This window comes from Pseudomonas sp. AC211, assembly GCF_979258055.1.
Genome location: NZ_OZ409830.1, coordinates 3,695,202 through 3,718,692, shown reverse-complemented (window position 1 = coordinate 3,718,692; position 23,491 = coordinate 3,695,202). Strand labels below are relative to the sequence as shown.

Annotated in this window: 19 protein-coding genes and 4 pseudogenes; 10 read left to right on the top strand and 13 right to left on the bottom strand. The window is 59.7% G+C overall.

All coding sequences use genetic code 11. The features are described 5' to 3' along the window. Positions 1-63 precede the first annotated feature (63 nt). Positions 64-1,068, top strand: coding sequence for an RNA polymerase sigma factor RpoS (rpoS, locus tag ACZZZP_RS17615; protein WP_122494057.1), 1,005 nt, complete (start codon positions 64-66; stop codon positions 1,066-1,068). A 524-nt stretch (positions 1,069-1,592) separates the two neighbouring features. Here rpoS and fdxA read toward each other — a convergent pair. Next, on the bottom strand, positions 1,593-1,916 hold the full coding sequence (gene fdxA / locus ACZZZP_RS17610) for a ferredoxin FdxA (RefSeq protein ID WP_122494056.1): 324 nt from the start codon (positions 1,914-1,916) through the stop codon (positions 1,593-1,595). Between the two features lie 142 nt (positions 1,917-2,058). Then, positions 2,059-4,627: pseudogene (mutS, locus tag ACZZZP_RS17605) on the bottom strand (DNA mismatch repair protein MutS). 71 nt (positions 4,628-4,698) lie between these two features. Between mutS and ACZZZP_RS17600 the strand changes: the two are divergent. The 3 genes from ACZZZP_RS17600 to recX all read left to right on the top strand — a co-directional run bounded on the left by ACZZZP_RS17600 (position 4,699) and on the right by recX (position 6,812). After that, positions 4,699-5,199, top strand: a complete 501-nt coding sequence (locus ACZZZP_RS17600; protein ID WP_122494054.1) for a CinA family protein — start codon at positions 4,699-4,701, stop codon at positions 5,197-5,199. 85 nt (positions 5,200-5,284) lie between these two features. Further along, entirely contained in the window at positions 5,285-6,343 is a 1,059-nt protein-coding gene (gene recA / locus ACZZZP_RS17595) for a recombinase RecA (RefSeq protein ID WP_122452630.1), read from the top strand. Positions 6,344-6,350: 7 nt separating this feature from the next. Further along, a complete protein-coding gene (gene recX, locus ACZZZP_RS17590) occupies positions 6,351-6,812 on the top strand; it encodes a recombination regulator RecX (RefSeq protein WP_463383603.1) in 462 nt (153 codons plus the stop codon). 127 nt (positions 6,813-6,939) lie between these two features. Here the strand turns inward: recX and ACZZZP_RS17585 are convergent, their stop codons facing one another. Then, the gene (locus ACZZZP_RS17585) at positions 6,940-8,013 is read right to left on the bottom strand and encodes an LOG family protein (protein WP_463383602.1); all 1,074 of its coding nucleotides are present in this window, start codon (positions 8,011-8,013) and stop codon (positions 6,940-6,942) included. Positions 8,014-8,102: 89 nt separating this feature from the next. Then, positions 8,103-8,501, bottom strand: a complete 399-nt coding sequence (locus tag ACZZZP_RS17580) for a quorum-sensing-regulated virulence factor family protein (RefSeq protein WP_122494051.1) — start codon at positions 8,499-8,501, stop codon at positions 8,103-8,105. A gap of 601 nt (positions 8,502-9,102) precedes the next feature. Here ACZZZP_RS17580 and ACZZZP_RS17575 point away from each other — a divergent pair. Together ACZZZP_RS17575 and ACZZZP_RS17570 are read left to right on the top strand one after the other, a co-directional pair. Beyond that, positions 9,103-10,806 (top strand): OmpP1/FadL family transporter, encoded by a 1,704-nt coding sequence (locus tag ACZZZP_RS17575; protein WP_463536744.1) that lies wholly within the window; start codon positions 9,103-9,105, stop codon positions 10,804-10,806. 145 nt (positions 10,807-10,951) lie between these two features. Continuing rightward, a complete protein-coding gene (locus ACZZZP_RS17570; protein WP_463383600.1) occupies positions 10,952-11,662 on the top strand; it encodes a tRNA-uridine aminocarboxypropyltransferase in 711 nt (236 codons plus the stop codon). Between the two features lie 159 nt (positions 11,663-11,821). Here the strand turns inward: ACZZZP_RS17570 and ACZZZP_RS17565 are convergent. Further along, positions 11,822-12,722, bottom strand: a pseudogene (locus ACZZZP_RS17565) (DMT family transporter). A 158-nt stretch (positions 12,723-12,880) separates the two neighbouring features. Here ACZZZP_RS17565 and erdR point away from each other — a divergent pair. Both erdR and ACZZZP_RS17555 read left to right on the top strand, forming a co-directional pair. Then, positions 12,881-13,531, top strand: a complete 651-nt coding sequence (gene erdR / locus ACZZZP_RS17560; protein WP_122494047.1) for a response regulator transcription factor ErdR — start codon at positions 12,881-12,883, stop codon at positions 13,529-13,531. Between the two features lie 84 nt (positions 13,532-13,615). Beyond that, positions 13,616-13,981 (top strand): diacylglycerol kinase, encoded by a 366-nt coding sequence (locus tag ACZZZP_RS17555; RefSeq protein WP_463383598.1) that lies wholly within the window; start codon positions 13,616-13,618, stop codon positions 13,979-13,981. A gap of 76 nt (positions 13,982-14,057) precedes the next feature. Here ACZZZP_RS17555 and ACZZZP_RS17550 read toward each other — a convergent pair whose 3' ends face one another. Beyond that, entirely contained in the window at positions 14,058-14,984 is a 927-nt protein-coding gene (locus ACZZZP_RS17550) for a LysR family transcriptional regulator (protein ID WP_122494045.1), read from the bottom strand. Between the two features lie 120 nt (positions 14,985-15,104). Between ACZZZP_RS17550 and fpr the strand changes: the two genes are divergently transcribed. After that, positions 15,105-15,884, top strand: coding sequence for a ferredoxin-NADP reductase (fpr, locus tag ACZZZP_RS17545; protein WP_122494044.1), 780 nt, complete (start codon positions 15,105-15,107; stop codon positions 15,882-15,884). Positions 15,885-16,118: 234 nt separating this feature from the next. Here the strand turns inward: fpr and ACZZZP_RS17540 are convergent, their stop codons facing one another. The 7 genes and pseudogenes from ACZZZP_RS17540 to rimO all read right to left on the bottom strand — a co-directional run bounded on the left by ACZZZP_RS17540 (position 16,119) and on the right by rimO (position 21,233). Continuing rightward, positions 16,119-16,373, bottom strand: a complete 255-nt coding sequence (locus ACZZZP_RS17540; RefSeq protein WP_463384741.1) for a hypothetical protein — start codon at positions 16,371-16,373, stop codon at positions 16,119-16,121. A gap of 84 nt (positions 16,374-16,457) precedes the next feature. Then, positions 16,458-16,810 (bottom strand): annotated as a pseudogene (locus ACZZZP_RS17535) (TrmO family methyltransferase domain-containing protein); the annotation flags it as partial. 130 nt (positions 16,811-16,940) lie between these two features. After that, on the bottom strand, positions 16,941-17,711 hold the full coding sequence (locus tag ACZZZP_RS17530) for an SDR family oxidoreductase (RefSeq protein WP_463383597.1): 771 nt from the start codon (positions 17,709-17,711) through the stop codon (positions 16,941-16,943). A 177-nt stretch (positions 17,712-17,888) separates the two neighbouring features. Beyond that, positions 17,889-18,353, bottom strand: coding sequence for a DUF1456 family protein (locus ACZZZP_RS17525; RefSeq protein WP_122494042.1), 465 nt, complete (start codon positions 18,351-18,353; stop codon positions 17,889-17,891). A gap of 38 nt (positions 18,354-18,391) precedes the next feature. After that, a pseudogene (locus tag ACZZZP_RS17520) lies at positions 18,392-19,101 on the bottom strand (rRNA pseudouridine synthase). A gap of 87 nt (positions 19,102-19,188) precedes the next feature. Beyond that, complete coding sequence (locus ACZZZP_RS17515) at positions 19,189-19,662, bottom strand: VOC family protein (protein ID WP_122494041.1); 474 nt, start codon at positions 19,660-19,662, stop codon at positions 19,189-19,191. A gap of 242 nt (positions 19,663-19,904) precedes the next feature. Then, positions 19,905-21,233 carry a 30S ribosomal protein S12 methylthiotransferase RimO gene (rimO, locus tag ACZZZP_RS17510; RefSeq protein WP_463383595.1) on the bottom strand — a complete coding sequence of 443 codons (1,329 nt, stop codon included), beginning with the start codon at positions 21,231-21,233 and terminating at the stop codon, positions 19,905-19,907. 309 nt (positions 21,234-21,542) lie between these two features. Between rimO and ACZZZP_RS17505 the strand changes: the two genes are divergently transcribed. Beyond that, a complete protein-coding gene (locus ACZZZP_RS17505; protein ID WP_463383594.1) occupies positions 21,543-23,429 on the top strand; it encodes a potassium transporter Kup in 1,887 nt (628 codons plus the stop codon). Positions 23,430-23,491 lie beyond the last annotated feature (62 nt).

The window sequence follows — 23,491 nt, the reverse complement described above, 5'->3', positions numbered from 1 at the left end:
AGGGATTGCCATGGATTAAGGTGATGCCGGGGCTTATGTCGAACTCAGCAAGGGATAAGAACAATGGCACTCAACAAAGAAGCGCCGGAGTTTGACTTGGATGATGACGTGCTGCTCATGGAGCCCGGCATCGTCTTGGACGACGTGCATAACGATGAGCCGGAAGCTCCGGCTAAACGCACGAAGGCCAAGCAGTCCACTGCGGTCAAGCAACATAAATACATCGACTACACCCGGGCGCTAGACGCCACTCAGCTTTACCTCAACGAAATCGGTTTCTCCCCCCTCCTGACTCCCGAAGAAGAAGTCCATTTTGCGCGGCTGGCGCAGAAGGGCGACCCTGCGGGCCGTAAGCGCATGATCGAAAGTAACTTGCGCCTGGTGGTGAAGATTGCCCGTCGGTACGTCAATCGGGGTTTGTCCCTGTTGGACCTTATCGAAGAAGGCAATCTCGGGCTGATTCGGGCGGTTGAGAAATTCGACCCTGAGCGTGGCTTCCGCTTCTCCACTTACGCCACCTGGTGGATTCGGCAGACCATCGAACGCGCGATCATGAACCAGACGCGCACCATTCGTTTACCTATTCATGTGGTCAAGGAGCTAAACGTCTACCTGCGCGCCGCGCGCGAACTGACGCAGAAACTTGACCACGAGCCCTCCGCCGAGGAAATCGCCAACCTGCTGGAAAAACCGGTCGGCGAGGTCAAGCGCATGCTTGGCCTCAACGAACGGGTGTCCTCGGTCGACGTTTCGCTTGGCCCGGACTCCGACAAAACCCTGCTCGATACCCTGACCGACGACCGCCCGACCGATCCCTGCGAATTGCTGCAGGATGACGATCTCTCGCAAAGCATCGATCAGTGGCTCTCGGAACTGACCGACAAGCAGCGTGAAGTGGTCGTCAGACGTTTTGGTCTGCGCGGTCACGAAAGCTGTACGTTGGAAGAAGTGGGTCAAGAAATCGGCTTAACCCGCGAGCGGGTGCGGCAGATTCAGGTCGAAGCGCTTAAACGACTGCGGGAAATCCTGGAAAAGAACGGTCTCTCCAGTGACGCGCTGTTCCAATAACCCCCGTTAACACCGCGCAAAAAACACCCGGCTCAGGCCGGGTTTTTTGTCGGTGTCTTCCTGCAAGCTCCAGCTTTGTAAGACATTGCTTACAGAGTGTGTAAGTGATTCGAGGAATGATTAGCCGGCGTATCGCCTGCGTTACACTGAGCGGGAATCGCAAGCCATTGAATTATAAGGAATAAGTTAATTTATGAGAGTGCGCGCGACTGTCCGTTAGGCGATTTCGCGACTTGAACGGCATCTGGATATCGCTAATATCACCCCTGTGCTTACGGACTAGCACGGGCTGAAATGGATATCGGCTAGGAACCATCGAAGGACACGATTCATCAGGACGATGAGCAGGAAATAGAGGGATTAGGGACGAAAGAGTGGGCGGGTCAAACCGCCCCTTTTTTTTGCCTGCCGAAAGGTGGGCACAACAAAAAGGCCCGCATTGCGGGCCTTTTGTCTTTCACGGTGTTTGTCCTGCAGCGGGAAGCACTCGTCGGTGCGTTCTCTCCGCTCTGGAAGCCTGGCGCTTAGCGCTCCAGGAGTTCCAGTTTGTTTTTCTTGCCATCCCACTCTTCAGCGTCTGGCAGCGCTTCTTTGCGCTCGGTGATGTTCGGCCAGATTTCGGCAAGATCAGTGTTCAACTGAATGAACTCTTGCATATCTTCAGGCACTTCATCTTCCGAGAAGATCGCTTGGGCCGGGCATTCTGGCTCGCACAGGGCGCAGTCAATGCACTCGTCCGGGTGGATCACCAAAAAGTTCGGGCCTTCGTAAAAGCAGTCCACCGGACACACTTCTACGCAGTCGGTGTACTTGCACTTGATGCAGTTGTCGGTGACGACGAAGGTCATTTCTAATTCTCTCCTCAGGCGGCTGGGGAGCCCGGTTCAGTAATTGAGCTCCTCGGCTCGGGAAACGAGAGCGGCGGTCCAGGCTAATAGACCACCGCTTTCCCAAAGCGCGCGGGATTCTAACAGCTTGCGCGCGCAGGCGTTAGATGCGTGCCTTCAATGTATATAACAGTTCGAGTGCGCGGCGCGGGGTTAAATCATCGGGATTGATGCGGCCCAATTCTTCAATCACCGGATGCGGCGCGCTGGCGAACAAGTCGCTTTGCACCGGCACTGCCGGTTTACCTGGCTCGCTACGCGGCTGCTCGTGGGGCAGCGCGGTAGTTTCCAGGCGTGCCAAGTGCTCCTTGGCGCGCACGATCACATCGCCCGGAACCCCGGCCAACTGCGCAACTGCCAAGCCATAACTCTGGCTCGCCGGTCCTGGCAGCACGTGGTGCAGAAACACGATGCGCTCGTTGTGCTCGGTGGCGTTCAAATGCACGTTGGCGACAATCGGCTCGCTTTCCGGCAACACCGTCAGCTCGAAATAATGCGTGGCGAACAAGGTGTAGGCACGCAAGCGCGCCAAATGTTCGGCCGCTGCCCAGGCCAGCGACAGGCCGTCAAAAGTGCTGGTGCCGCGACCGACTTCATCCATGAGCACCAGGCTGCGTTCGGTAGCGTTGTGCAGAATGTTGGCCGTCTCGCTCATCTCCACCATAAAGGTGGAGCGACCACCGGCCAGGTCGTCGCTCGAGCCGATGCGGGTAAAGATGCGGTCCACCAGCGACAGCTCGCAGCTGGCCGCCGGCACGAAACTGCCGATATGGGCGAGCAGCACAATGAGTGCGGTCTGGCGCATGTACGTGGACTTACCGCCCATGTTCGGGCCGGTGATGATCAGCATCCGGGTGTTGTCATCCAGGCTCAGGTCGTTTGCCACAAACGGCGTTGTCAGCACCTGTTCCACCACCGGGTGGCGGCCCTGGTTGATGCGCATGCACGGCTCGTCGACAAAGCGCGGGCGGTTGAGGTCGAGCGTCAGGGCGCGTTCTGCCAGGTTGCTCAGTACGTCCAACTCGGCCAGCGCGCCGGCCGAATCCTGCAGCGGGCCGAGGTGGCCGATCAAACGCTCCAACAGCTCGTCGTAAAGCATCTTTTCCCGCGCAAGCGCCCGGCTTTTCGCCGACAGCGCCTTGTCTTCGAACTCTTTGAGCTCGGGCGTAATAAAGCGCTCGGCGCCTTTGAGCGTCTGGCGGCGGATGTAGTCGGCCGGCGCTGATTCGGCCTGCTTGCTCGGCAGCTCAATAAAGTAGCCGTGAATGCGGTTGTAGCCGACCTTCAAATTGGCCAGACCGGTGCGGGCTTTTTCCCGCGCTTCCAAGTCCATCAGGAACTGGCCAGCGTTTTCGCTGAGTGACTGGAGTTCATCGAGTTCAGGGTCGTACCCGGTCTTCAACACGCCGCCATCGCGGATTACCGCCGGTGGATTGTCGATAATCGCGCGGGCCAACAGCTCGGCCAATTCGGGGGTAAGTACTCACGGTGCCGGCCAGCGTTTGCAGGTGCGGGCTTTCCAAATTGGCCATGGCCATTTGCAGCTCCGGCAGCGCTGCCAGGGCATCGCGCAGACGCGCCAAATCGCGGGGGCGCGCATTGCGCAAGCCGATGCGCGCGAGAATGCGCTCCACGTCGCCGATCTCTTTTAACTGCGGCTGCAAGTTCTCGAAACGATAGCGTTCGAGCAGGCAGGCAATCGATTCCTGGCGCGCGTCCAGTACCGCGCGCTGGCGCAGTGGGCGGTTCAGCCAGCGGGTCAGCAGGCGGCTGCCCATGGCGGTTTGGCAGCGGTCGACCACCGATTGCAGCGTGTTGTCGCGACCACCGGCGAGGTTGGTGTCCAACTCCAGATTGCGCCGGCTGGCGCCGTCGAGAATCACCGTGTCGTCGAGGCGCTCATGTCGCAGGCTGCGCAGGTGGGGCAGGGCGGTGCGCTGGGTTTCCTTGGCGTAGGCCAGCAGGCAACCGGCGGCGCCGATGGCCAGGGTCAGGGTTTCGCACCCGAAACCCTTGAGGTCTTGCGTGGCGAACTGTTGGCACAGGCTCTTTTGCGCCGAGTCGCGCTCGAAATCCCACGGCGCGCGGCGACGAGAACCACGGCGTTTCTCGGCTGGCAGACCTTGCGGCCAATCATCGGGAATCAACAACTCAACCGGGTTCAGGCGCTCCAGCTCGGCCAGCAGGTTTTCCCAGCCCGGTATTTCCAGCACGCTGAAACGGCCGCTGGTGATATCCAGCACCGCCAGGCCAAACAGGCGTTCGTCGCCGAGCACGGCGGCGAGTAAATTGTCCCGGCGCTCATCAAGCAAGGCTTCGTCGCTAACCGTGCCGGGCGTGATGATGCGCACCACCTGACGTTCCACCGGCCCCTTGCTGGTGGCCGGATCGCCGATCTGCTCGCAAATCACAACCGACTCGCCCAGCTTCACCAACTTGGCCAGATAACCTTCGGCGGCGTGGTAAGGAATGCCGCACATGGGAATGGCCATGCCCGCCGATTGGCCGCGCGCGGTCAGGGTAATGTCGAGCAACTTCGCGGCTTTTTTCGCGTCTTCGTAGAAAATCTCGTAGAAGTCGCCCATGCGGTAAAACATCAACTGGTCGGGGTGCTGATTCTTCAGCCGCCAGTACTGCTGCATCATCGGGGTGTGTGCGGAGAGATCGCTCATTACCAGGCCTTGCGCGCAAAAGCCGCTAGTGTACGGTATCCCCCTCATCCTCTTTAAGCCCGGAGATTGCCTTGGACGCGATTACTCAACTGGCCGCGCAACTGGGCCAGCGTCTGCGTGCGCTGGACGCGCGCGTCACCACAGCCGAGTCGTGTACCGGCGGCGGTATCGCCGAAGCCATCACCCGAATTCCTGGAAGCTCCGCTTGGTTTGAAGCCGGTTACGTCACTTATTCCAACGCCCAGAAGACCCGTCAGCTTGATGTGCCCGTCACTTTATTTGCCTCCGTAGGGGCGGTCAGCCGTGAGGTCGTCGAAGCCATGGCACGCGGGGCGCAAGACAAAAGCGCTGCACAATTTTCCGTAGCCGTCAGCGGTGTTGCCGGCCCGGACGGCGGTTCAGTCGACAAACCTGTAGGCACCGTCTGGCTGGCTTGGGCGAATGGCGACCAGGTGTTTACCCGCAAGCGTCTTTTTGCTGGCGACCGTGACGCGGTGAGACGACAAACGGTGGAAGCCGCACTGGCCGGGCTGATCCGACTAGCTGCAGGAGAAATTCCGGATCAGGGGTAGGCGCTCGACTTGCGCTGTGGAATAATACTGGCTACTTATACAGTTGTTAGCGGCCGCTAGGCCCTCTTGATCACGTGAGGATTCAATGGACGAGAATAAGAAGCGCGCCTTGGCTGCAGCCCTGGGTCAAATCGAAAAACAATTCGGTAAAGGCGCAGTCATGCGCATGGGCGACCATGAACGTCAGGCCATTCCGTCGATTTCCACCGGCTCCCTGGGCCTGGACATCGCCCTGGGTATTGGCGGCTTGCCACGCGGTCGTATCGTAGAAATCTACGGTCCGGAATCGTCGGGTAAAACCACACTCACCTTGTCCGTCATCGCTGAAGCACAGCGCATGGGCGCCACCTGCGCCTTCGTCGATGCTGAACACGCACTCGACCCGGACTACGCCGGCAAGCTCGGCGTCAACGTCGACGACCTGCTGGTTTCCCAGCCTGATACCGGCGAACAAGCGCTGGAAATCACCGACATGCTGGTGCGCTCCAATGCCATCGACGTAATCATCGTCGACTCCGTTGCCGCCCTGGTGCCGAAAGCGGAAATCGAAGGCGAAATGGGCGACATGCACGTCGGCCTGCAAGCCCGTCTGATGTCGCAAGCGCTGCGTAAAATCACCGGCAACATCAAAAACGCCAACTGCCTGGTTATCTTCATCAACCAGATCCGTATGAAAATCGGTGTGATGTTCGGCAGCCCGGAAACCACCACCGGTGGTAACGCGTTGAAGTTCTACGCCTCGGTGCGTCTGGACATCCGTCGTACCGGCGCCGTGAAAGAAGGCGACGAAGTAGTCGGCAGCGAAACCCGCGTCAAAGTGGTGAAAAACAAGGTAGCCCCGCCATTCCGTCAGGCTGAGTTCCAGATTCTGTACGGCAAGGGCATCTACCGTAACGGCGAGATCATCGACTTGGGCGTGCAGCTCGGTCTGCTGGAAAAATCCGGCGCCTGGTACAGCTACCTGGGTAGCAAGATTGGTCAGGGTAAAGCCAACTCGGCCAAGTACCTGGAAGACAACCCGGAAATCGCTAAAACCATCGAGAAGCAGATCCGCGATCAGCTGCTCATGGCCGGTAAAGATGCAGCCGCAGCGGCCGCCGCTGCCGCTGTAAACAACACCGAAGACGATCTGGCAGACGCCTGAGTCTGTTATGTCCGTCGTACTCGACAGCCCTGCCGCAGTACGACGGACAGCCATGGACTTGCTCGCACGTCGCGAGCATGGCCGTGTCGAGTTAACCCGCAAGTTGCGCCAACGCGGCGCCCCGCCTGAACTCATCGAACCGGAACTCGACCGCTTGACGGAAGAGGGCCTGCTGTCCGAAACCCGCTACCTCGAAAGCTTCGTTTCCTACCGTGCCCGCTCCGGGTATGGGCCTATGCGCATCCGTGAGGAACTGGGGCAGCGTGGACTGGCGCGCGCCGATATCGAACAGGCGTTGCGTGAATGTGGTATCGATTGGCGTGAACAGATGAACGAAGTCTGGCAGCGCAAATTCGGCGAGCAACCGAACGACGCCAAGGAACGCGCCAAGCAAGGGCGGTTTCTTGCGTATCGTGGTTATTCGATGGACATGATCAGCCGCCTGCTGCGCGGCGAGCTTTACGATTGAAGCTGCTTTTCTGCTTTTCTGCTTTTCTGCTTATCCAGAAACCTGACAAGCAGCGCGGCCCTGTAGGAGCGGCTTCAGCCGCGATGCTTTCGATTTGCGCCTCGCGCTTCTGCCAGCCAACTAGGGTCTAGGCCCAATTCTCCGGCGTATTCACAAAGTCATACAGCTCACGCAACCGACCGTATTCCCGACCACGGAAGGCAAACGCCAGGCGATGTAATGGAGCCAACTCCGGCTCATCCCCTTCGTTTTCAAACGCCCCTTGCTGCTGCACAAAGCCGCCGCTTTTGCAGAGGTCGGCGAACAGTTCCGGCAACTGACTCACCGCTTCAGCCGACAGCCCGTGATGCAGGCGAACCACAAAGCGATCCTTCAGCCAGCGGCTCGAATGAAAGTTGCTGTAGAACCGAGTGATCTGCTCGACCGCCTCGTCGGCATTGTTGGCCATGGTCAGCAGTTTCAGGTCGCTGGGCAGAATGTAGCCGTTGCCTTCGAGTTGCCGTTGGATAAACGCCAAGGCGTCTTTCCAGAAGCTGCCGTCGGGCTCGTCCAGCAGTACCACCGGAACCAAGGGGCTTTTGCCGGTTTGGATGAGCGTCAGCACTTCCAGCGCTTCGTCCAAGGTGCCGAAGCCGCCGGGGCAGAGCACCAGCGCGTCGGCTTCTTTAACGAAGAACAGTTTGCGCAGAAAGAAGAACTTGAACGACAGCAGGTTGCTGCTGCCTTGCATGGTGGCGTTGGCGCTTTGCTCGAACGGCAAGCTGATGTTCAGACCCAGACTGTGCTCCAGCCCTGCGCCTTCATGGGCTGCGGCCATGATGCCGCCACCTGCACCGGTGATTGCCATTAATTCGTGACGAGCCAAGGCCGCGCCGAGATCTTTGGCCAATTGGTAAACAGGGTGGTTGGCTGGCGTGCGGGCCGAGCCGAATACGGTGACCTTGCGACGACGTTTGAACTGCTCCAGCACGCTGAAGGCATGCTCCATCTCGCGCAGGGTTTGCAGCATGATCTTGGCGTCCCAGCGGTTGCGGTCGGCCTGGGCCATGCGAATGACGGTGGAGAGCATGTCGCGGTACAGCGACAGGTTGAGACTGGAATCAGGCGTGGCTAGGGCGAGCAATTCGTCCACTTTGGCGGCCAGATCAACACTCGGGGTTTGCACGTGACGGTTCAGATAATCGTCCGGTTCGTAAGGCATGGAACAGCTCCTTGAGGGTGAACCTTGGATCGGCAAGCGCTACAGGTTGGGTTTAACAGGTGCCGGCTCGACCCAACCTGAAGTAAAGCTTATTTGATCGAGCAGTCAGCTTTGCTGAAGTTTTCGGCAGCGATGTAGTTGTTGGTTTTGTATTCGCTGAACTGGTAACGCAGCACGGCGCCACGGGCCAGCAGTTGGCGGAAGCCGTTGTTCTGGCAGACGCTGGCGCCCAGTTGTTTGCGCACGGCGTCGGGGTTGCCGCGCATTTGTGCGGCGTGGGCCGGCTGAACGCTCAGGTGGTTGATCAGCACGTTGCCGTCGACGGTGTAGCCCTGATCGAGAATGTCTTCGTTGATGGCCCGCGGCGTGCCTTCGCTGCTTTGGGTGGCCACCTGATTGAGCAACTTGTTCAGCTCGAAATCCTGAAGCGAGGCCGCGTGCGCAGCGGGGAGGGCGAAGCAAAGGGCCAGGGCCGTGAAGCGCAGCATGTAAGTCTCCATATCTATAAAGCGGGTTGGACCCTGGCCTCAAGGCTAGGTTCGTAAGCCCGCAACTATTACTTGGGCCAGCGCTCAGCCCGGGTTGCATCCTGACCAAGCGCCTGCGGCAGATCAAGCGTGCGCACGCCCATCGCTCGTTTCCCAAGAGCATTCTTCTTTGATTTGCGACTAACGCCCTTCAGCCCGCCGATATCGTCGCCAAAAACGCCGGTTCCATCGCCCCGCAAAAATCTTCGAATCTTTGTGAATTATTTGGTCATACAAATTTGTACGGCTTGGTGTGAAACGGTAACGGTTTTATTACACCGGCCGACCGGGCCTGAGCCCGCTAACGGCGGGCTTCGAGCGAAGCCGACATTTTGCCAGGTGCAATCCGGCCACGTTCACAGCGGCTCGGGTGTTACCTCGGCCCAGGCCGGATTGGACCGTAGGCAGTACGAAGGATTGGGGATCGTCAGCAAAGGAGGCCGGTCACAGGTCGCATACCGCTTCATTTGAAAGTCGGTTTTATCGCTGCGCTACAGAAGTTTCGGTTGGCCTTACCGGAGACGTATCGCGGCTTATATCGTGCGTGTAGGAGTCGAGAATAATGATAAGAACTCGCCCATCTTGCTGGCAGACCGCGCTTTACAGCGGGAGCTTGATGTTGGTTTGGACCTCCGGAGCTATGGCGTCCGGTTACCACTTTGGTTCGCAGTCGGTGGCAGCCCAGGGCACAGCCCACGCCAACGGCGCGGAAGCGGTCGACCCTTCGACCATCTTCTACAACCCCGCAGGCCTTGCGCGCTTACCCGGCACCCAGGTCACCAATGGCATCACCATCGTCATTCCCAAGGGCAGCTTTAAAGACAACGGCAGCACCGACGTTTTCGGTAACTCCACCGGCGGCACGGGCGCCGGCTCCTACCTGCCAGACGCCGCTGCCGCACCGGATTTCTACTTTTCCAGCCAGATAAACGACAACGTCACCGTCGGCCTCGGCATCTTCGTGCCCTACGGCGCCAAGCTTGATTACAAGGAGAACTGGAGCGGCCGCTACGGCATTCAGTCGGCGAACCTGGAAACGGTGAACATCAACCCAAGCATTGCCTACCGCTTCAATGAGCACCACAGCATTGGTTTCGGGTTGTCGGCGCAGTACATCAAGTCGATTCAGCGTGGGGCGGCGGATGTTCAGGGCGCGTCGCGGCAGTTGGCCGGGCAGTTCGTGAAAGCCAACCAGGAGCTGACAGAGTTGGCCGCCAACCCGATTGGGCAGATTGGTATTCCCTTGCTGTACCCCGGGCTCACGGTACCGGACGAAATCACCAGCTGTAACGGCCAGCAGAACGATGCTTTTGTCGATTGCGTAGCGCAGAACTTCGCCGACAACGTGAGCGGCGATGGGTATTTCCGCGTCAAGGGAGACGATTGGGGCTTCGGTTGGAACATCGGTTACATGTGGGAACCTACCGACTCGACGCGTTTCGGCGTGTCGTACCGTTCGAAAATCAGCCACACCCTGGAAGGTAAATCGAAATGGAGCTTCGCTGACGTCGAAGGCGCGGTACCGAATCCATCTACCGATCTGACGCCTGATGGCGGTACGTTTCTCGGCCTGGTCGGACTACCGCCTCGCGACGAACTGAGCCAAGTGCTCGACCCGAGCAATTGGATCAACCCAGGCAATTTCGCTGCCAGCAACCTGCACCCGAACTCGGACGCAAAAACCAGCATCGATACGCCCGAGTCGTTCTCGATCAACGCCTTCCACCAGTTGAACGACAAAGTGGCACTGATGGGCGACGTGACCTGGACACGCCACTCGCGCCTGGACCAGATCGGCATTCAGCTCAAAGAAGTTAACGGCTACCCCTACTTCAACGGCGTGAATGAAGGCGACGCCACGGTCGACCAAGACTGGAACGATACCTACAAAATCTCCCTCGGCATGAACTACCAATGGGACAAAGACCTGATGCTGCGTACCGGTGTCGCCTACGACAAATCGCCTGTAAGCGGCAGCGATAAACGTCACCCGGCATTCCCGGATGCCGACCGCTATTGGCTGTCCTTCGGTACCAACTACAAGTTCGACGAGGACACATCGGTCGATCTCGCCTACAGCTACGTGCAATTCGCCAGCGGCAAGATGGATTACAAAGATGGCTGCTCGCCAGCGGGTTGGGCGCCAGGCGGAGGCAGTCTTTACGTCGACAGTGGCGTGCGCTGCACCGGCAACGGCGGCAACTTCAAGGGTGAGTATGAAACCCGTATTCACTTTGTAGGTTTGGCCTTCAACCAGTCGTTCTAACCCCTTGCACCCGGCGGGTCGCCTGTCGACCCGCCTCGGGCCCGCTGCGGTTTTGCCCAGCGCCTCTGCTAGACTCGCCGGCTTCTTTTTTGCTGGTCGGATGCAGTCGATGATCTCCTTTTTCTTCCCGCGCGGACCGCGTGCAATGAGCCACGCCGTCTCGCGTTTGCGCCTGGAGCGGCTGCAGCTCAGCACCAAGCCGTTTACGGCGCGTGGTTCCCGAGCGCCGCGTTGCGAGGGCTGTCGTGTAATTCCGGAATACTGCCTGTGCGCGCTGCGGCCGAAGGTGCCAACCAACGCCGGTATGTTTCTGCTGATGCACGACGTCGAGCCGTTGAAGCCGACCAACACCGGCTGGCTGATTGCCGACCTGGTTACCGACACGTTCGCCTACCGCTGGTTTCGCACTTCGGTGGAACCGGAAATTCCGGGGCTGCTCAATGACCCGCAATGGCAACCGTACGTGGTCTTTCCCGGTGAGTTTGTTGCGCCGGAGCGGGTGGTCACTGAAGTGAAGGTGGAGGAGGGCAAGCGGCCTCTGTTTATCTTGCTCGACGCGACCTGGACCGAGGCCCGCAAGATGTTTCGCAAGAGCCCATATCTGGACAAATTTCCGGTGCTCAGTTTGCAGCCCGAACAGCTGTCGCGTTATCGCCTGCGTCGGTCCAAGCGTGACGACCATTTGTGTACGTCGGAAGTGGCGGCGCTGTGCCTGGAGCTAGCGGGCGAACCGCGTGCTGGGGCGGCGTTGGATGCTTATCTGGATGTGTTTACGGCCCATTATTTGGGGGCCAAGTTTCAGCGGCCGGTGGATTTGGAGGATGAGGTGCATCGGCGGATGGGGGAGTATTTGTAAGCACCGTGCCACCGCGTGGGTGCCGAGATTTCCCCTCACCCTAGCCCTCTCCCCAAGGAGAGAGGACCGATAGCGGAAGTGCAGGCATCAGCGTTCGACCCCCTCGCCCCTCCGGGGAGAGGGCTGGGGTGAGGGGCGGCAGTCTCGAAATTCGAGGCCCTAAACCACCTTCCCCTCAACCACTTCCTCAGCCACCTTGCGCGGCCACAACTGCGCCACCAGCATGCCGGCAAACATCAGCGCGCAACCGATATACCCCCCGCAGGTGCAGCGACTCATCGAGAAACACCGCCCCGGCCACAGCGGCAAATACCGCCTCTAGCGAAAAGATGATCGCCGCGTGCGACGCGATGGCGTGCTTCTGCGCAATCACCTGCAAGGTGTAAGCGATGCCGACGGAAATCAGGCCGCCATACACAATCGACGGGCCGGCAGCGACGATGCCGGTCATTTGAATATCTTCCAGCGTGACGGCGAGGGCCAGGCTGATGACGGCGCAGACGGCGAACTGAATTGCCGCCAAGCGGATCGGGTCGAAGCGGCCAGCAAAATAGCCCACCAGCAAAACGTGCGTGCCCCACACAAACGCACCCGCCAGTTGCAGCCAATCGCCGGAGGCCACGTGGAAACCGTCGCCGACGCTGAGCAGAAACATGCCGACCACCGCCAGGATGCAACCGAGCCACGTGCCGATGCCGGTTTTATGGCCGAGAAAAAGGCCCACCAGCGGCACGATGATGACGTACAAGCCGGTAATAAAGCCGGCGTTGGTTACGCTGGTGAACAGCAGGCCAACCTGCTGCAGGTTAATGCCCAAGGCCAGCACCAGGCCCATCAATCCGCCGCCTATGAATAAGCCGCGATTGAACGGTTGTTTGTTGCCACGGCTGAGTACGTACACCACTGGCAACAACACCAGCGTGCCCAAGGCGAAGCGCAGGCCGGAGTATAAATATGGGCCGATGGAATCCATGCCCATGCGCTGCGCCACGAAGGCGCTGCCCCAGATCAGCGCGGTGGTCAGCATTAACAGGTCGGCGCGCAGGGCTTGGTTTCGCATGGTCGGTCTCGGCAGGAAAAGCCTCGAACTGTGCCGCAAACCTAAAGGCTTGACCACCCCATTCTGGCTCGGCATGCTGGGCGCCGCCGCTGCGCTGCACACCCCGCGCGGCGGTACTTTCGTACACCGAGAAGCGCCCCTTAAAACAAGAGCAGCCCATGGCCGACTACGAAATCCTGATTGCCGATGATCACCCGCTGTTTCGCAGTGCGCTTCACCAAGCCCTGACGTTGGGCCTCGGCCCGCAGGTGCGTCTGGTCGAAGCGGCGAGCATCGCCGAGCTTGAAGCGCGACTCGGGGAAAAGTCGGATTGGGATCTGGTCTTGCTCGACCTCAACATGCCCGGCGCCTACGGGTTTTCCGGTTTGGTGATGGTGCGGGGGCAATATCCGCAGGTGCCGGTGGTGATGGTCTCTGCACAGGAAGAAGCTGCGGTGGTAGCCCGCGCCCGTGAATTCGGCGCCAGCGGGTTTATTCCCAAATCCAGCCCGTTGGAAACCATTCAGCAAGCGGTGCGCGAAGTGCTCGACGGCGACGTCTGGTGGCCGCCGCAATCGGAAGAAAGCGCGGGTCTGTCTGCCGAGGCGAAAGCGGTAAGCGCCGGTTTGGCCAGTCTCACGCCGCAGCAGTTTCGCGTATTGACCATGGTGTGCGATGGCTTGCTGAATAAGCAGATCGCCTATGAACTGAACGTGTCCGAGGCCACCATCAAGGCCCACGTCACCGCTATTTTCCGCAAGCTGGGTGTGCGCACCCGCACGCAAGCCGCGCTGCTGTTGCAACATCTGGAATCCATTCCCGCCAGCTAAGCGTCAGCAGGTCATTGGTTTTTCACGCATTTTTGACCGCGTTTGACGTAGCCTGCGGCCTCACAAATTTTGGTTGTATTTCCCATGTCGCCATTCAAAGGCCAGACCGGCTTTAAACGTGTTCTTAACGCCACCGGCTATTCCTTCGACGGCCTGCGCGCCGCCTTCACCGGTGAAGCAGCGTTTCGCCAGTTGGTACTGCTCAATGCGGTGTTGATTCCGCTGGCGTTCTGGTTCGACGTCAGCCGTGGTGAGCGCGCCCTAATGATCGGCGTGTGCCTGGTGGCGCTGATCGTGGAATTGCTCAACTCGGCAGTGGAGGCGGCGATTGACCGTATTTCGCTGGAGCTGCATCCGTTGTCGAAAAATGCCAAAGATATGGGCAGCGCCGCGCAGTTTGTGGCGCTGAGCCTGATTGGTAGTGTCTGGTTGGTAATTCTTCTGGGTTGAAAGCAAAAAGCATCGCGGCTTAAGCCGCTCCCACAGATTGTGCGATTCGTAGGAGTGGCTTCAGCCGCGATGCTTTTCAAGCAATCGAGGGCAACACAATCTCATCACTGCGCCGCACCCCGGCGGTCAGCTTGCGGCACTGTTCGAGAAACTCACGCATGGCGCTGGTCTGGTACTTCTGCTTGTGCCAGATGAAATAGAACTGCCGCGTTAGGTCCAGCTCGGGAGTTTCCACTGGCACCAGACTTCCCCGGCGAAACGCATCGCGCAGGGCCAGGCGGGAAATACAGCCGATGCCCAGGCCCGACTCGACGGCTCGTTTGATCGCTTCGGTGTGTTCCAACTCCAAACGAATATTCAGCGCCGTGGGGTGGTGGCGCATGGCTTGGTCGAAGGTCAGGCGTGTGCCGGAGCCTTGTTCGCGAAGAATCCAGGCCTCCTGCGTAAGCTCCAATAGCGAAGCGCGGCCGTTGGCGGCCAACGGATGCTGCGGCGCGCAAAACACCACCAACTCGTCTTCTACCCAGGGCTGCACTTCGATGTCCGGGTGCTGGCAGTCGCCTTCAATCAAGCCCAAATCAATTTCGTAATGCGCCACCTGCTGTACAACGTGCGCCGTATTTTGCACATGCAACTTCACGCGGCATTCGGGGTGCTGCTGCATGAAACTGCCGATCAGCAAGGTGGCGAGGTAATTACCGACCGTCAGCGTGGCGCCGACGGATAACGAGCTGAAACCGCCCTGACCGTTGAGCATGCGCTCGATCTCTTTGGCTTGATCGAGCAGCGCAACCGCCTGCGGCAATAGCTGATGACCCAAGGCGTTGAGCGACAGGCGTTTGCCCGCGCGGTCGAACAATTGGCAGGCCGACTGGCGCTCCAGTTCGGTGACCGCAGTGCTTGCCGCAGACTGCGACAGCGCCAGTGACTCAGCCGCCCGCGAGACGCTTTCCTGTTGGGCGACGGCGACGAAAACCTGAAGTTGGCGGAGTGTGAATCGCATATCTATATAACCGATAACCTATATCTTAATAATCCACTTAACAGATATGGTTGTCGCCCTTAAAATGCCGCGCATTGGCACCCGTCGGTCGGGTGAGCGCGATTCATCGAGGAAGCAAGCATGAGCAACTTGAACGTCGAGCGTGTGCTCAGCGTCCACCACTGGAACGACACCCTGTTCAGCTTCAAAACCACCCGTAACCCGGGCCTGCGTTTTGAAAACGGCCAGTTCGTAATGATCGGCCTGCAACAGGAAAACGGTCGCCCGCTGATGCGAGCTTACTCAATTGCCAGCCCGAACTATGAAGAGCACCTGGAGTTCTTCAGCATCAAGGTTCCGGATGGTCCGCTGACTTCCCAACTGCAACACCTGAAAGTCGGCGACGAGCTGATGGTCAGCCGCAAACCCACCGGCACCCTGGTGCTGGACGATTTGCTGCCGGGCAAACACCTTTACCTGCTCAGCACCGGCACCGGTCTGGCGCCATTCATGAGCGTGATTCAAGACCCCGAAACCTACGAGCGTTTCGAGAAGGTCATCCTGATTCACGGCGTGCGCTACGTGAACGAAGTCGCCTACCGCGAGTTCATCACCGAGCACCTGCCGAAGAACGAATTCTTCGGTGAAGCGCTGAAAGAAAAGCTGATTTACTACCCCACCGTGACTCGCGAGCCGTTCGAGAACATGGGCCGCCTCACCGACCTGATGCGCAGCGGTAAGCTGTTCACCGACATCGGCCTGCCACCGATCAACCCGCAGGACGACCGCGCGATGATCTGCGGTAGCCCAAGCATGTTGGACGAGACCAGCGAAGTGCTGGATGGCTTTGGTCTGAAGATTTCGGCTCGCATGGGCGAGCCGGGTGATTATCTGATCGAGCGTGCATTCGTGGAGAAGTAATCGCGAAGAATAAAAAGCCCGCCTATATGGCGGGTTTTTTTATGGCTTGGAAAAACGGGTTTTTCATCACTGACCGATCGGCTGCGCGTTGGCATTGCGGCGTTAAAAATGTTTTTTTAAATGCTCATTGGCTACAGCCAACTGCGCTTTAAAAAACATTTTTGCCTTGCACTGCTCTAGCTCGCTCGATCTCGATAGACGTGATGCTGAGATCGCAAAAGAGCGATACGGCGGTTACGCTGCAACCACCTCAACCACACAAATCTGCTCCGGCGTCGGGTAATGCCAGCGCACCTGCACATCCCACAATTGCGTGCCGTAAATACGGCTGGGCTCGGGCTGCTGATACGCAGGCCTCGGGTCTTGCGCCAGGCATTGTTCAATCAGCTCGCGCACCGGCTGCTGTAACCGCTGGCCGTGCTCCAGCGCCTGAGCCAGCGCTGCATCGCTCCAAACCACATCTATCAGCGTCGGCGCGCCAGCGGCCATGTGGTTGAACGCGCCGGTCACCGCGTCGGCGTAAGGCACGTAGGGTTTGATATCCAGCACCGGCGTGCCGTCGAGCAGGTCGATGCCGGATAGCCAGAGCTTGCCGGCCTCCACGCGTTCAAGCTTGACCACCGACTGACCGATGCCGTTGGGCCGGTGCGTGGCGCGCGTGGCGAATACGCCCATCGATTGATTCCCCCCAGGCGCGGCGGGCGCACTTTCAGGCGCGGTTTGTCTTCCAGCGCCTGATGAAACAGAAAGAGCAGCCACACATGACTGACTTGCTCCAAGCCCGCCACGGCCTCGCCGCTGTCGAACGGCGGAAGCAATTCCAACACCCCGCGCGCGGCGGGGGCCAGTTGCGGTTGGCGGGGAATGGCGAACTTCTCCTTGAAGCAGGAGCGCACCACGCCGATGGGGGAGACCGAATAAGACATAAAAAAAGCCCGGTTGAAAAACCGGGCCAATCATACCTGTCACCGCTTAACCGCATCGAGGCTGAAGCCTCTCCTACAGACACCGTTTTCTGTAGGAGAGGCTTTAGCCTCGATGCTCTTGATCTTGCAGTTACATTGCAAAACCGCCGTCGATGGGAACTACTGCGCCGGTCATATACGCGCCAGCCTTGCTCGCCAACGCAATCGCCAACGCGCCCATTTCCTCTTCACGTCCCCAACGCTTCATCGGAATGATCGCGGTGTCTTCAGCCAGCGCTTCTTCATCGTTGGCGATATGGCTGGTCATCTTGCTCGGGAAACGGCCGGGGGCGATGACGTTGACGTTGATGTGCTGGCTCACCAAGTCCCGCGCCAGGGAGCGCGACAAATGATGCAGCGCCGCCTTGCTCGGGCCATAGGCATAAGCCTCTTCGCCATAGGAGGTGATGCCCGCCACCGAGCCGATGTTGATCACGCGCGCCGGGCTCTCGCTGTTGCCGGCTTTGCGCAGCAGAGGCAGGAGCTTCTGGATGCACAGGAACACTGAGGTCACGTTCAACTGCATGACCTTTTCAAAACCCTTCACCGGATAGGTTTCCAGCGGCGCGCCCCAGGTGGTGCCGGCGTTGTTGACCAGAATGTCGAGCTTGTCGATTTGCCCGCTCAGCTGCTCGGCCAAGGCAATCACACCTTCCTCATGGGCGAGGTTGGCGGCGATGCCATGGCATTCACCGAAGGCCGACAATTCGGCGGCCGTGGCGGCGCACGCTTCGCCATCGCGGGCGCACACATACACGCGGGCGCCGGCTTCAACAAATGCCTTGGCGATCATCTTGCCAATACCGCGAGTGCCGCCGGTCACCAACGCGGTGCGGCCTTGCAGGGAAAAGTAGGAATGCATGGGGAGCGCTCTTTTAGGGTTGTTGTGCAACTACCCTAATGCGCGGGGCGCGATTGCGCAGGAACTATTGCCGCTGAGAATGCGAGGTTATGCAGAACGCTGTTCGTGTGGGAGCGGCTTCAGTCGCGATGCGTTTCATGGCTAACGCATCGCGGCTGAAGCCGCTCCCACAGTTGGTTATTTGTCGCGCACGCGCTGGGTCAAGCCTTTGAGGAAATTGCGCAGCAACTGGTCGCCACAGGTGCGGTAGTTGCTATGACCGAACTTGCGGAACAAGGCGCTGAGTTCCGGCTTGCTCACGGGGAAATCCACGCTCTGCAAAATCTCGTGCAGGTCTTCTTCTTTAAGCTCGAAGGCGACACGCAGTTTCTTCAGCACCATGTTATTGGTGACCGGCAGTTCGATGGGCTGCGCCGGGCGGCTGTCATCTTTGCCGCGCAGGTGCACGATCAGGCCGTCGAGGAAATGCGCGAGCACGTCGTCGTCACACTCCAGGTAGCCCTCTTCTTCATCCTTTTTCAGGTAGGCGCGAAGGGTATCGAGGTCCACGTCCAGGCCGGACAGTTTGATGACCTGCACCACCTTCGCGTCGCTGAGGTCGAGCATGTAGCGCACGCTGCGCAGTACGTCGTTGTTGATCATGAGAGCGGTCCTGAAAAGGGAAGGGCGGCGCGGCGGCCTTAGAATTTTTCGGTTTTGGCCAAGTAGCGCCACTGCCCGGCAGGCAGCTTGCCCATCGACACGCCGCCGATGCGGATGCGCTTGATACTGGTCGGCGTCAGGCCAACGCTGGCGCAAAGTGCGGCAACCAGGCCCGGCGCCGGATTCTTCAACGCAAAGCGCAGGCGCGTTTCGCTCTGCCAGCTGGCTTTAACCGGTGGCAGCACCTGGCCTTTGTGGGTGCGGCCCTGGTTGAGGCGGCTCAAGCCGTGCTCGATCATTTCGCCGCTGACTTCCACCACGTACTCCTGCTCGATCTTGGCCAGGTCGTCGGTGAGCTTGCGCAAAATCTTCCAGTCCTGGGTAAACACCAACAGGCCCGACGCGTTTTTCTGCAACGGTGCGCTGCTGTTCAGGCGCAGGAAGTGGCCCTTGAGCGGGCGGGTGCCGAAGCGGTGTTCGGCCGACAGGGTGCCGGGGCTTATCAGCGCGTGGGCGGCGTCGATGTCCAGGTCCGGCAGTTGGTTGAACAGAATGGTGACCGGCTCCGGCGCCGTCAGCACGGCGTCCGGCAGCAGGGCGACGGCTTGCTCGCCGACCTTGAATTGCGGCTCGTCGACGACTTCGCCATCCACCGTCACCCAGCCGCCCTCGATATACAGTTCGGCCTCGCGGCGCAGCAGCCGATCACTTCGATCAGGCGTTTGGAAAGGCGAATGGGGTCTGTCATGACGAGGGCCGTAAAGAAGTGGGCGGGCATTGTACCCGCCTGGGCTGAGTAAGGCCCGCCTGATTGGCTCGGGCGGCCTGCTTAACCTTAGCTGCCGGCGTAGGCTTTGCGCAGCGTGGCGACGTCCAGTTTGATCATGCCTAGCATGGCGCTGAAGGCTCGCTGCGCGGCCGCCTTGTCGGGGCTGTTGAGCATGTCGTAAATCGCCGTGGGCACCACTTGCCAGGAAACTCCGTATTTGTCCGTGAGCCAGCCGCACTGCACTTCCTGACCGCCGTCGAGCAGCGCGGCCCACAGGCGGTCGACTTCGAACTGGTCAGCGCAATTGGCAACAAACGATACCGCGGGTGAAAACTGAAACTCCGGGCCGCCGTTCAAGGCAATGAATTCTTCCCCGTCGAGGCTGAAACGCACGGTCATTACCGAACCTGCCGGCTTGGGCGCGCCTTCGAGAAAGTAGTTGGTTTCGATGATTCGCGAATTGCGAAACACCGACACATAGAAGTTCGCCGCTTCTTCGGCCTGGGTGTCGAACCACAGGCAAGGACCGATTTTCTGCATGACAGGGCCTCCTGTTCTTCGGAACGTGGAGTTACCGAGTTTAGTCGCTGGCCTGCAATGCGCTGCCTTGCTCTACGCCATGGCAACGGTGGGAAGCATGGGCTTGCGTGGTAGGAGCCAGCTTGCTGGCGAACCCTGTAAACGATGTTCGCCCGCGCGACCGCTTCGCAAGCACGCTCGCTCCTACGGGAACGAGGTGGCGAGCGGCCAAGAAAAAGCCCCGCATCGGCGGGGCTTTTTGTTTACAGGGTTTCGGCCCAGAGGTCGTACTCGTCGGCGTCGGTGACGCGGCACATCACTTTGTCGCCGGGCTTGAGGTCCTGGTCGCTGTCGACATACACGCGGCCGTCGATTTCCGGGGCGTCGAAGAAGCTGCGGCCGATGGCGCCTTGCTCGTCCACTTCGTCAATCAGCACTTCGATCTCTTTGCCGATTTTCAGCTGCAGGCGGGCGGCGCTGATGGCTTGCTGGTGTTCCATGAAGCGGTCCCAGCGCGATTGCTTGACGTCATCCGGTACTACCTCAGCGTCCAGCAGGTTTGCCGGAGCGCCTTCAACGGGCGAGTACTGGAAGCAGCCGACGCGGTCGAGCTGGGCTTCGGTCAGCCAGTTGAGCAGGTACTGGAAGTCTTCTTCGGTTTCGCCGGGGAAGCCGACGATAAAGGTCGAGCGAATGATCAGCTCCGGGCACTGCTCGCGCCAGCTTTTGATGCGGGCCAGGGTGCGGTCTTCAAAGGCCGGACGCTTCATGGCTTTGAGAATTTTCGGGCTGGCGTGCTGGAAGGGGATGTCCAGGTACGGCAGAATTTTGCCCGCCGCCATCAGCGGAATAACGTCGTCGACGTTCGGGTACGGGTACACGTAGTGCAAACGCACCCACACGCCGAGGGTGCTGAGTGCCTGGCACAGCTCGAGCATGCGGGTTTTCACCGGCTGGCCGTTCCAGAAATCGGTTTTGTATTTCACGTCAACGCCGTAGGCGCTGGTGTCTTGCGAAATCACCAGCAGCTCTTTGACCCCCGCTTTAACCAGACGCTCAGCCTCGCTCAGCACCTCGCCCACCGGACGGCTGACCAGCTTGCCGCGCATCGACGGAATGATGCAGAAGCTGCAGCTGTGGTTACAGCCTTCGGAAATCTTCAGGTAGGCATAGTGGCGCGGGGTGAGCTTGATGCCTTGCGGCGGCACCAGGTCGATAAGCGGGTTGTGGTCTTTACGGGGCGGCACCGCGTCGTGCACGGCGTTGACCACTTGTTCGTACTGCTGCGGACCGGTAACGGCCAATACGCTGGGGTGCACGTTGCGGATGGCGCTTTCTTCCACGCCCATGCAGCCGGTGACGATCACTTTGCCGTTTTCGGCGATGGCTTCGCCGATCACTTCCAACGATTCAGCTTTCGCGGTGTCGATGAAACCGCAGGTGTTGACCACCACCACGTCGGCGTCCTGATAGGTCGCCACGACTTCGTAGCCTTCCATGCGCAACTGGGTGAGGATGCGTTCGGAATCGACGAGTGCCTTGGGGCAACCCAGGGATACGAAGCCGACTTTCGGCGTGGCGACGGTGGACATGACTAACCTCAGGCGTTTGGACGGGCGCTTTGGGCGCCTCTGGTCAAAAAGTGCGCAATTCTAGCGGCAGGCCACCCGCTTGACCAGCCTCCATCCGGCAGGTGAGGCCTCAGCTATGCTCTGGGCGGGCGCTGCGCGGGCAGACGCGCTTGAATTGCTTGGGGCAACGGTCGTTCATTTATAGAAAAGCTGCGTTTGTTTGTTCGGGTTTGCCGGCTCAGCCAGCGTAAACAGGTGCTCTGGACGCGGAGTTTCAGGTATAAAGCCGCCCAGTTTCAGGTGCACACGATTCACTCAGGAGCTTAGTGCATGTCCAAAGCGCAGTCCGCGCCCGGTAAGTCTTCGACCGTCAGCCTGATGGTCGCCGCCGTCGGTGTAGTGTTTGGCGATATCGGTACCAGCCCGCTGTACACCCTTAAAGAAGTGTTCAGCCCGCACTACGGCGTGCAGGCCAACCATGACGGCGTGCTCGGCATTTTGTCGCTGATCTTCTGGTCGCTGTTCTGGGTGGTGTCGCTCAAGTACGTGCTGTTTATGTTGCGCGCCGACAACCAGGGCGAGGGCGGGGTCATGGCCCTGACCGCATTGGCCCGTCGCGCGGCCAACGACTACCCCAAACTGCGCAACGTGCTGGTGCTGCTCGGCCTGTTTGGCGCAGCGCTGTTCTACGGCGACAGCATGATCACGCCGGCCATCTCGGTGCTCTCGGCGGTAGAAGGCTTGGAACTGGCGTTCGACGGCATCGACCATTGGGTCGTGCCGTTGTCGCTGGTGGTGCTGGTGGCGTTGTTTCTGATTCAAAAGCACGGCACCGCGCGCATCGGCGTTCTGTTCGGCCCGGTGATGCTCACCTGGTTCAGTGCGCTCAGCGTGCTGGGCATCTACGGCATCATGCAGAGCCCCGAAGTGCTGCATGCACTGAACCCGTATTGGGCGGTTAACTTCTTTATTTCCCACCCCGGCATCGGCATCACCATTCTCGGTGCGGTGGTGCTATCGCTGACCGGCGCCGAGGCGCTGTATGCCGACATGGGCCACTTCGGCCGCAAGCCGATTGCCCGCGCCTGGTTTGTGCTGGTGCTGCCGGGCTTGGCGCTGAACTACTTCGGTCAGGGCGCCTTGCTGTTGCAAAACCCGGAAGCGGCGCGCAACCCGTTCTATTTGCTAGCGCCGAGCTGGGCGCTGTTGCCGATGATTCTGCTGTCGACCTTCGCCACCATCATTGCCTCGCAGGCGGTGATTTCCGGGGCCTTCTCCCTGACGCGTCAAGCCATTCAACTGGGCTACGTGCCGCGCATGTTTATTCAGCACACCTCTAGCCACGAGCAGGGCCAGATTTACATTGGCGCGGTGAACTGGACGCTGATGGTGGGCGTGGTGTTGCTGGTGCTGGGCTTCGAATCGTCCAGCGCTCTCGCCGCTGCGTATGGCGTGGCGGTGACGGGCACCATGTTGATCGACACGCTGCTGGTGTCGGCGGTGGTGCTGTTGCTGTGGCGTTGGTCGCCGTGGGTGTCGGTGCCGATGCTGTTGGCGTTCTTCCTGGTCGACAGCCTGTTTTTCGCCGCCAACCTGCCCAAGGTGTTGCAGGGCGGGGCCTTTCCGGTGGTTGCCGGCAGCGCGCTGTTCATTCTGATGACCACCTGGAAGCGTGGCCGCCAACTGCTGGTGGATCGCCTCGACGAGAGTGCCATTCCGCTGCCGCTGTTTATCAGCAGTATTCGCGTGCAACCGCCGCATCGCGTGCAAGGCACCGCCGTATTCCTCACCGCCCGCGCCGACGCGGTGCCGCACGCGCTGCTGCATAACCTGCTGCACAACCAAGTGCTGCACGAAACGGTGGTGCTGCTGACGGTGATGAACGAAGACGAGCCGCGAGTCGCTAACGAGCGACGTTTTGAAGTGGATGCCTTCGGCGAAGGCTTCTACCGCGTGGTGCTGCACTTCGGGTTCATGGACGAAACCGACGTGCCTGGCGCGCTCGGCCTGTGTCACCTCGAAGGGCTGGACTTCAGCCCGATGCGCACCACGTACTTCCTCAGCCGCGAAACCATTATTTCCACCAAGCTGGTGGGCATGGCGCGGTGGCGGGAAATGCTGTTTGCCTTCTTGCTGAAAAACGCCAACGGCAACTTGCGCTTCTTCAACCTGCCGCTTAATCGAGTGATCGAGCTGGGAACGCAGGTCGAGATTTAACCTCGTGTAAAAGACGTTGGGCTTCCTTTGTCAGCCCAACCTACGGTTTTGTAGGTTGGGCT